Source organism: Mycobacterium talmoniae (assembly GCF_001854525.1).
In the GTDB taxonomy this organism is placed as follows: Bacteria; Actinomycetota; Actinomycetes; order Mycobacteriales; family Mycobacteriaceae; genus Mycobacterium; species Mycobacterium talmoniae.
On record NZ_MLQM01000206.1, the window covers coordinates 1 to 8,830 of the forward strand.

General features: G+C 69.9%; 11 protein-coding genes. 3 read left to right on the top strand and 8 right to left on the bottom strand.

The window, feature by feature from the left end:
* The coding region (locus BKN37_RS24030) for an AAA family ATPase (RefSeq protein WP_071029449.1) at positions 1-840 on the top strand (840 nt) is incomplete at its 5' end.
* Here the strand turns inward: BKN37_RS24030 and BKN37_RS24035 are convergent.
* Entirely contained in the window at positions 837-1,703 is an 867-nt protein-coding gene (locus tag BKN37_RS24035; RefSeq protein ID WP_071029440.1) for an SDR family oxidoreductase, read from the bottom strand. The two genes, BKN37_RS24030 and BKN37_RS24035, sit on opposite strands and share 4 nt — an antisense overlap.
* A 39-nt stretch (positions 1,704-1,742) precedes the next feature.
* Positions 1,743-2,381, bottom strand: coding sequence for a TetR/AcrR family transcriptional regulator (locus BKN37_RS24040; RefSeq protein WP_071029441.1), 639 nt, complete (start codon positions 2,379-2,381; stop codon positions 1,743-1,745).
* A gap of 116 nt (positions 2,382-2,497) precedes the next feature.
* Between BKN37_RS24040 and BKN37_RS24045 the strand changes: the two genes are divergently transcribed.
* Positions 2,498-3,973 carry a cytochrome P450 gene (locus BKN37_RS24045; RefSeq protein WP_071029442.1) on the top strand — a complete coding sequence of 492 codons (1,476 nt, stop codon included), beginning with the start codon at positions 2,498-2,500 and terminating at the stop codon, positions 3,971-3,973.
* Positions 3,974-4,080: 107 nt separating this feature from the next.
* Here BKN37_RS24045 and BKN37_RS24050 read toward each other — a convergent pair whose 3' ends face one another.
* From BKN37_RS24050 to BKN37_RS24065, 4 genes are all read right to left on the bottom strand, one after another.
* Positions 4,081-4,566: a 2-isopropylmalate synthase gene (locus BKN37_RS24050; RefSeq protein ID WP_071029443.1), complete on the bottom strand. Its 486-nt coding sequence runs from the start codon at positions 4,564-4,566 to the stop codon at positions 4,081-4,083.
* A 163-nt stretch (positions 4,567-4,729) separates the two neighbouring features.
* Complete coding sequence (locus BKN37_RS24055; protein ID WP_071029444.1) at positions 4,730-5,131, bottom strand: DUF302 domain-containing protein; 402 nt, start codon at positions 5,129-5,131, stop codon at positions 4,730-4,732.
* Positions 5,132-5,145: 14 nt separating this feature from the next.
* Positions 5,146-5,415, bottom strand: coding sequence for a metal-sensitive transcriptional regulator (locus BKN37_RS24060; protein WP_071029445.1), 270 nt, complete (start codon positions 5,413-5,415; stop codon positions 5,146-5,148).
* Between the two features lie 2 nt (positions 5,416-5,417).
* A complete protein-coding gene (locus BKN37_RS24065; RefSeq protein ID WP_071029446.1) occupies positions 5,418-5,771 on the bottom strand; it encodes a carboxymuconolactone decarboxylase family protein in 354 nt (117 codons plus the stop codon).
* A 67-nt stretch (positions 5,772-5,838) separates the two neighbouring features.
* Between BKN37_RS24065 and BKN37_RS24070 the strand changes: the two genes are divergently transcribed.
* The gene (locus BKN37_RS24070; protein WP_071029447.1) at positions 5,839-6,765 is read left to right on the top strand and encodes an epimerase; all 927 of its coding nucleotides are present in this window, start codon (positions 5,839-5,841) and stop codon (positions 6,763-6,765) included.
* 92 nt (positions 6,766-6,857) lie between these two features.
* Here the strand turns inward: BKN37_RS24070 and poxB are convergent, their stop codons facing one another.
* Both poxB and BKN37_RS28955 read right to left on the bottom strand, forming a co-directional pair.
* Positions 6,858-8,597 (bottom strand): ubiquinone-dependent pyruvate dehydrogenase, encoded by a 1,740-nt coding sequence (gene poxB / locus BKN37_RS24075; protein ID WP_071029448.1) that lies wholly within the window; start codon positions 8,595-8,597, stop codon positions 6,858-6,860.
* 12 nt (positions 8,598-8,609) lie between these two features.
* A partial coding sequence (locus tag BKN37_RS28955; RefSeq protein ID WP_131823683.1) for a hypothetical protein occupies positions 8,610-8,830 on the bottom strand: 221 nt, incomplete at its 5' end.

Genomic DNA, 8,830 nt, shown 5'->3' on the forward strand with positions numbered 1-8,830 from the left:
CTCCCGCAGAGTCCCGGCATGCCGGCTGCCGGCATCGAGTCGGCGTTCGTGCGCGATCCGGAGATCAAACGCGAGGCGGTGTTCGCCGGTCCGGTGTTGCGGCGCGCCTCCACCCTGGTGCGCCGCACCCGCGGTGTCGCCGAAGCCAGCGGCGACACCGGCTTCGAGCAGCTGGCCCGCTGCCTGCCGACCTACCGCAGCGTGTTGGCCGAATTCGCCCATCCGGGCGCGCACCCGGAGCTGTCGGCGGTCCGGGACCGGTTGCGCGGCTGGCGGTTCTACGACGGTTTCCGGGTCGACGGCGGCGCCCCGGCGCGGCGCCCGCAGGTCGGCACCCGCACCCCGGTGCTCGCCGACGACGGCGCCGACCTGGCCGCCGCGGTGCAAACCATCATCGAATCCGGCGGCGACGAGCTGCACCACGCGGTCGGCGCCGCGTTCGACGGTGCGACGGTGTCGGTCGCGCGCTCCGACGGGCTGTTCGACCTGCAACTGCACCAGCGCGGCATGCTGCGGGCGTTGCGGGCGGCCGAACTCTCCGACGGCACCCTGCGCTTCCTGCTGTGGGCGGCCGCGCTGCTCAGCCCGCAACCGCCGTCGCTGATGGTGCTCAACGAGCCGGAGACCTCGCTGCACCCGGATCTGGTCGCGCCGCTGGCCGGGCTGATCCGCGCCGCCGCCACCCAGACCCAGGTGGTGGTGGTCACCCACGCGCGGTCGTTGCTGGAGTTCCTCGGCCCCGACGCGGCGGAGGTCGAGCTCTACAAGGACTTCGGCGAGACCCGGGTCACCGGGCAGGGCCTGCAGACCACCCCGGCATGGGAGTGGGGCACCCGCTAACGGGTGGGCGCACCGGGGCGCAGCGCCCGGCTGAACACCACGTTGACTTGCCGCATCGCGACGCTGTAGGGCCACCACGCCAGCCGCTTGAACGCGTACAGCGCCCGGATGTCGGCCGAGGTGTAGATCAGGTAGCGGTTCTTGGCCACCCCGGCCAGGATCTTGTCGGCTGCCTTCTCCGGGGACACCGCATGTCCGGCGAACCGGGCCACCCAGCGCTCCACGTTGGGGTCCTCGCGGTCCACGCCGGCGATTTCGACGGTGTTGACCAGCGGGGTCTTCACCGCGCCGGGCACCACCACCGAGACCCCGATGCGGTGCCGGGCCAGATCGAAGCGCAGCACCTCCGACACCCCGCGCAGCCCGTATTTGCTGGCGCTGTAGGCGGCGTGCCAGGGCAGGGCGACCAGGCCGGCGGCCGAGGACACGTTGACCAGCTGCCCGCCCCGCCCGGCGGCCACCATCGGCGGCAGGAACTCCTCGATGACGTGGATCGGGCCCATCAGGTTGATCGCGACCATCTTGCTCCACTGGTCGTGGGACAGCCGGTCGACGGTGCCCCACGCCGACACGCCGGCGATGTTCATCACGATGTCCATCGCCGGGTGCCGGGCATGGATGTCGGCGGCGAACGCGGCGACCTCGTCGTAGTCGGCGATGTTGAGCGCCCGGTGCTCGGGCACCTGCGCGCCCAGCGCCTGCGCGTCGGCGACGGTGTCGCCCAGCCCGTCGGCGTTGCGGTCGGTCAGATACAGCTCGGCGCCCAGGGCGGCCAGCCGCAGCGCGGTGGCGCGCCCGATGCCGCTGGCCGCTCCGGTGATAAAACACCGCTTACCCGAGTAGTGCTGCTTGAGGTTGGCCACGGGTGGAGACGATACCGGCGGTACCGGGAGGCGGGGCGGCTAACCGTCAAGTGTGTCGGCGCCGCCCCACAGCGCGTTCAGCCACAGCGCCTCGAGCACGCGCACGCCGCGCTGCACGTCACGGTCGGGCCCCAGGTAGGACGTGTCGCCGGAGAGCATCAGCGCGGTGGTCACCCCCAGGGTGCGCACCAGGGCCGGGATGTCGTCGCTGATCGGGTGCGCGGTACCCGCCGCGATCTCGTCTTGCACGACGGCGACGATCTGGTCGATCACGGTGCTCATCTGGGCATCGAGGATCTCGCGGATCTCGGCGTCGGTATTGCGGGCGACGTTGCAGGCCCGCACCACCGGATCGTTGTGGGCGTAGACGGCGGCCGCGCTGCCCACCATCCGCTTGGCGAACGCGGCCGGCGACTCGTCATTGCCCCGCGGCGCGAAGTATTGGGTGAGCTCTTCGAGCTCGTGGGTGGCCTCGGCGAGGATCTGGGCCAGCACCGCGTACTTGGAGTCGAAGTAGAAGTAGAACCCGGAGCGGGCCACCCCGGCGCGGTCGCTGATGGTGCTCACCGACAGCTCCGCGAACGGCTTTTCCTGCAGCAGGTCGCGGACCGCCTGCAGGATCGCCTGCCGCTGTCGGTCGCCGCGCCGGGTCGGCGCGGCTTGTTCCTGCTGTGTCACGCCTCGACCTTGCCCCACGCCACGCGAGAATCAAACTTGACAGGCGTCAAGTTTAACCGAAGGATAGGGGCCAAGTGACGGTTACCACAATCTTTTCGGCCCGTTAAGGAGCGTCGATGACGACCATCAGTACCCCGCGATACCTGCTCGACCAGGCCAAGCGCCGGTTCACCCCGACGGTGAACACCATCCCCGGCATGGGCTTGCTGGAAAAGCGGCTGCTGAGCGTGGACTGGCCGCAAAAGAAGCTGGCCGACCCGCCGCCGGGCAGTGACCTCAAGCCCATCGTTGGCGATTCGGGCCTGCCGATCCTGGGGCACATCGTCGAGATGTTCCGGCAGGGGCCCGACTTCCCGCTGTTTCTGTACAACACCCGCGGCCCGGTCACCTTCGCCGATTCGCCGATCCTGCCGTCGATCGTTGCGCTGGGGCCCGACGCCACCCAGACGATCTTTTCCAACCGCAAGAAGGACTACTCGCAGAAGGGCTGGGAACCGGTCATCGGCCCGTTCTTCAACCGGGGCTTGATGATGCTCGACTTCGACGAGCACATGGGGCACCGGCGGATCATGCAGGAGGCCTTCACCCGGCCCCGGCTGGCCAGCTACGTCGAACACATCGACCGGGTGGCCAGCTCGATCGTGACCGACTGGCCCACCAACGACGCGCGCTTCCTGGTGTACCCGGCGGTGAAGGAACTCACCCTCGACGTCGCCTCGGTGGTGTTCATGGGCCACGAACCGGGCAGCGACCACGCGCTGGTGACCAAGGTGAACAAGGCGTTCTGCCAGACCACCCGGGCCGGCGGCGCGATCATCCGGACCTCGGTGCCGCCGTTCAAGTGGTGGCAGGGCCTGCAGGGCCGCAAGGTGCTCGAGGACTACTTCGCCGAACGGGTCACCGAGCGCCGCAACGCCGAGGGCACCGACATGCTGACCGTGCTGTGTCACACCGCCGACGAGGACGGCAACAGCTTCAGCGACGACGACATCGTCAACCACATGATCTTTTTGATGATGGCCGCCCACGACACCACCACGTCGACGGTCACCACCATGGCCTACCACCTGGCCGCCCACCCGGAGTGGCAGGAACGGGCCCGTGACGAGTCGGCCCGGCTGGGCGACGGCCCGCTGGACATCGAGTCGCTGGAGAAGCTGGAGACGCTGGACCTGGTGATGGACGAGTCGCTGCGGCTGGTGACGCCGTTGCCGTTCAACATGCGCCAGACGGTGCGCGACACCGACCTGTTGGGCTACTACGTGCCGGCCGGCACCAACGTGGTGACCTGGCCGGGGATGAACCACTGGCTGCCGGAGCTGTACACCAACCCGCGCCAGTTCGACCCGGAGCGCTTCACCGAGCCGCGCGCCGAACACAAGAAGCACCGCTATGCGTTCGCGCCGTTCGGTGGCGGGGCGCACAAGTGTATCGGGATGGTGTTCGGCCGGTTGGAGGTCAAGACCGTCATCCACCGGCTGCTGCGCCGCTACCGGCTGGAGCTGGCCCACCCCGGCTACCAGCCGCGCTGGGACTACGGCGGCATGCCCATCCCGATGGACGGCATGCCCCTGGTCCTGCGTCCGCTGTAGGGGCGCGTTCCGCCGCGGCTTACCCTCCCTTACCCGCGGCGAGCGTGCGCAAAATGCCAGCGAACAGCCCGCTGAGCTGGCATTTTGTGCACGCTCGCGCCCGAGGGTCAGCCATACAGCCGGTTGGCGCAGGTGATCACCGCGGATAGCGCGGACTGCGTCGGGTCGGTCGACCAGCCCATCGCCCACTGCGCGCGAACACCGTCGGAGCCCTCGATGAACGTGGCGGTGTGTGCACCGGACGTCAGCTGGTGAAAGCGCAGGATCTCGACGGCGATGCCGCGCTGGTGCAGCATGGCGGTCAACGCGGCCAGCGGGCCGGTCGCGGCGGCCGTGGAGGTGTCGATCCGGTCGCCGACGGCGATGGTGGCCTGATAGCCGCGGGCCTGCGGCCCCAGCCGGGTGGCGGGGCGTTCGGTGTCGGTGCAGGCCCACTGGCCCAGCCGCACCGGGCCCGCGGTGTGCCCGTAGGCGGCGACAAAGTTTTCCCAGGTCATCGCGTCGGCCTGCTCGCGCAGCCCACGCGGTAACGGCGCCCCGAACTGGTCGGCGACTCGCGGTGTGACGTTGGTGATGGTGGAGGTGGTGCTCATGTGTCGGTCTTCTCTGCTCGAAATCAGCGACCGACGGGTAGTAGCTTCCGACCCACAGCGGGGGGTCGGTCTGGATCAGACCCCGCTGCGGGTGCTGGCTACTACGAGAAGATGACGCACGATCGCCAAGGCTAGCCGCCGGTTCGCCGACCGTGCAACTTGATTACCCGCCGGCGACCTCGCGCAGGGCGTCCTGCAGCAGCGCGGTGACCTGCTCGGCGATCTCGGTCAGTCCGGGCTCGTCGGTCACCGTGACCATCAGCCGCGGGTCCATCGCGTCGACGATGACGGTCCCGGGTGCGTCGGGATCGGCGCGTACCACCACATTGCAGGGCAGCAGCACACCGATCTGGCGGTAGGCGTTGACCGCCCGGTGGGCGAAGCCCGGATTGCAGGCGCCGAGGATCAGGTAGTCCTCCATGTCCTCGCCGAGCTTGGCCTTCAACGTGGCCTTCATGTCGATCTCGGTGAGCACACCAAAGCCCTGCCGGGCCAACGCTTCCCGAGTGCGGGTGACCGCGTCGTCGAATGAGGTGTGCAATGTGGTCGATAACGCGACGCCCATGCTGGATTCCTTTCTCACGCCAGCGCGAGGAACAATTTCTCGAGTTCCGCCTCGGTCAGCGGGGCGGCGCCGTCGGCCCCGGCCCCGGTCAGGCATTCCCGCAGCCCGGTGGCGACAATCTTGAAGCCGGCCCGGTCCAGTGCGCGGGACACCGCGGCCAGTTGGGTGACGACGTCCTTGCAGTCGCGCCCCTGTTCGATCATCGAGATCACACCGGCCAACTGGCCTTGGGCGCGCCGCAGCCGGTTCAGCACCGCGGCAATGCTGTCTTGGTCGCCGATCATGGCTACACGGCCGCGGTGGTGTCGGCGAACTCGCAGAAGGCGTTGTAGGCGCGGGCACCGTAGATCGTGGCCGGCCCGCCGTGCATCAAGATGCTGACCCCGATCGCCTCGGCGGCCTCCTCCTTGGTCGCGCCGGCCCGCGCGGCGCCCCGAGCGTGCGAGGCGATGCAACCGTCGCAGCCATGCACGACGCCGATAGCCATCGCGATCAGTTCCTTGAATTTCGTGTCCAGCGCCCCGTCTTGCAGCGCGGCCTTGCTCATCTCGCCGAACCCGCGGTACACGTCGGGGATCATCTCGCGCAACGCGCGGTGTTGCGGATTCAGCTCGGTCAGTACGTCGTGGTGGTGTGTCATGCCACCGACTATACCCCCTGGGGTATATCTTGGCCAGGCTGATCGGCGGCGGATTAGCGTCTGGGGTGTGAACCCGGAACTCAAGGTCGTCCTCGCCGGTGGCAGCGGAGCGCTGGGCCGCCTGATCGCCGCCGACCTGGGCGGCCGCGGCCACGAGGTGGTGATCCTGACCCGTCGGGTCAACCCGGCGCTGCCGGTGCGGCAGGTGAGCTGGGACGGCCGCACGGTCGGCGACTGGGCCGTCGAGCTGGACGGCGCCAACACCGCGCTGATCAACCTGGCCGGCAAACTCGTCGACTGCCGCCCCACCAAACGCAATGTCGCCGCGTTGCGCGACAGCCGGGTCCTGCCCACCCGCGCGTTGGTGGCGGCCAGCCGGCAATTGAGTTCGCCGCTGGCGCACTGGATCCAGGCCAGCACCACCGCGATCTGGTCGGATGCCGGGGAAACCCGCTGCGACGAATCCACGCCGCTGCCAACGGGGTTGCCGCAGATGACCGGTGTGGCCAAGCCGTGGGAGGAGGCCTTCGACGGGGCCCACACCGGTCACGGCGTCATCCTGCGCACCTCGATCGTGCTGGACCCGGCCTCGCCGGCGCTGGCCCGGCTGGTGTCGCTGACCAAGGCCGGCCTGGGCGGACGCGTGGGCAGCGGGCGGCAGTGGTTCTCCTGGATTCACCGCGCCGACTGGCTGGCGGTCGTGCGGGCCTGCTTGGGCCTGACGCCGGGGATCGCCGTCCCGTCCGGGGTGGTGGTGGCCGCCAGCGACCACCCGGTGCGCAACCGCGACCTGATGGCGGCGCTGCGCCGCCAGCTGCACCGGCCGCCGGCCCCGCCCACCCCGGCCGCCCTGCTCGCGGTGGGCGCGATGCTGCTGCGCACCGACCCCGCACTCGGGCTCACCGGGCGGCACGCCACCTCGACGGTGTTGCGCGACGCCGGTTTTGCGTTCCAGTTCCCGACGCTCGAGGCTGCGCTGGCCGACCTGCTGTGACCGCGACCTCTTATGACCGCGAGCAGACGCAGATTCGCACAAATCGCACCCGGATCGTGCGAATCTGCGTCTGCTCGCCGCTCACACGGCAATCAGTCCAGGATGCGGCGGGCCACGTTGGTGGTGACCAGGTCGAGCAACTCGTCACCGCGGCCGGCCAGTATGGTGCGGATCGCGTACAGCGAGAAGCCCTTGGCCTGCTCCAGGGTGATCGCCGGCGGGATCGACAGTTCCTGCCGCGCGGTGACCACCTCGACCAGCGCCGGGCCGTCGTGGCTGAAGGCGGCGGCCAGCGCCGGTTCCAGGTCGGCGGGTTTCTCGACCCGGCGACCAAACATGCCCATGGCCGCGGCGACGGCCGCGAAGTTCGGATTGTCCAGTTCGGTGCCGAAGTTGACGATGCCGGCGGCCTTCATCTCCAACTCCACGAAGCTCAGCGAGGAGTTGTTGAACACGATCACCTTGACCGGCAGCCGGTTCTGCAGCAGGGTGGCCAGTTCCCCGAACAGCATGGTCAGCCCGCCGTCGCCGGCCAACGCGACGACCTGGCGGTCCCGGTCGGCGGTCTGCGCGCCGATCGCGTGCGGCAGCGCACCGGCCATGCTGCCGTGGTTGAACGATCCGATCAGCCGTCGCCGCCCGTTCATGCGCAGATAGCGCGACGCCCACACCACCGGGGAGCCGACGTCGACGGTGAACACCGCGTCCTCGGCGGCCAGCCGGTTTACCGCGGCCGCAACGTATTCCGGCCGGATCGGGGTGCGGCCCCGATCGTCGGCGGCCAGCGCGTCCAGGCCCCGACGGGTCTTGGCGTAGTGCGCCAGCGCCCGGTCCAGGTGAGTGCGGTCGTGCTTTTGGGTCAGCCGCGGGTGCAACGCGGCCGCGGTGTCGGCGACGGTACCGACCAGACCGAGGTCGATCGGGGTGCGTCGGCCCAGGTGCCGGCCGCGCACGTCGACCTGGATGATCGTCGCGGTGTCCGGGTAGAACTGCTGGTAGGGAAAGTCGGTGCCGAGCATCAGCAGCACGTCGGCCTCTTTGATCGCCTTGTACCCGGAGGCGAAGCCCAGCAGCCCGGTCATGCCGACGTCGTAGGGGTTGTCGTATTCGAGGTAGTCCTTCCCGCGCAGCGCATGCACGATCGGCGCGGCCAGCGTGCCGGCCAGCTGCATCACCTGCGGGTGCGCGCCCGCCGCCCCCGCACCGGCCAGGATGGTGACGGCGTTGGCCGCGTTCAGGATTCCCGCCGCACGGGCCAGCGCATGGTCGTCGGGGCGGCACACCGACACGGTCGGCGTCACCGGCCGTGCGGTCCAGCCCGAGTCGTCGAGGCGCGCGGAGAACACCTCGCCGGGGACGACGACCACGGCGACCCCGTTGTCCTCGACGGCGGCCCGCATCGCCAGGTGCAGGATGCGCGGCGCCATCTCCGGGGTGCTGATCAGCTCGCAGTACACGCTGCATTCGCGGAACAACTCTTGCGGGTGGGTCTCCTGGAAGTAGTCCGAGCCGATCTCGGCGCGCGGGATGTGCGCGGCGATCGCCAGCACCGGCACCCGGCTGCGCTGCGCGTCGAACAGGCCGTTGACCAGATGCAGGTTGCCCGGACCGCAGCTGCCCGCGCACACCGCCAGCCGCCCGGTCAGCCCGGCGTCGGCGGCGGCGGCGAACGCGGCGGTCTCCTCGTGACGGACCAGCTCCCAGGTGAAGTCGCCGGTGCGGCGGATCGCGTCGGTGAAGCCGTTGAGGCTGTCCCCCGGGATCCCGTAGACCCGCTGCACACCACTGTGTTTGAGCGCCGCGATCATCTGGTCGGCGACGGTAGTAGCCATCCGGTGTCCTCCTCAACTTGTCAGCAGCATGCAGCCGGCGATCGGGCCGCCGCCCACCCCCACCACGGCGACCTCCGGCCGGCGGACCAACTGCCGTTCCCCGGCCTGCCCGCGCAGCTGCAGGCAGGCCGGGGGACGGAAGATTGTCCGGCGGCCGGTGGTGGACGTGGGGGTGTCTCTGCAGTGCAACTGGTGCGGCGGGCGCGGGTGGGGGGTGTGGGGTGGGTGGGGGG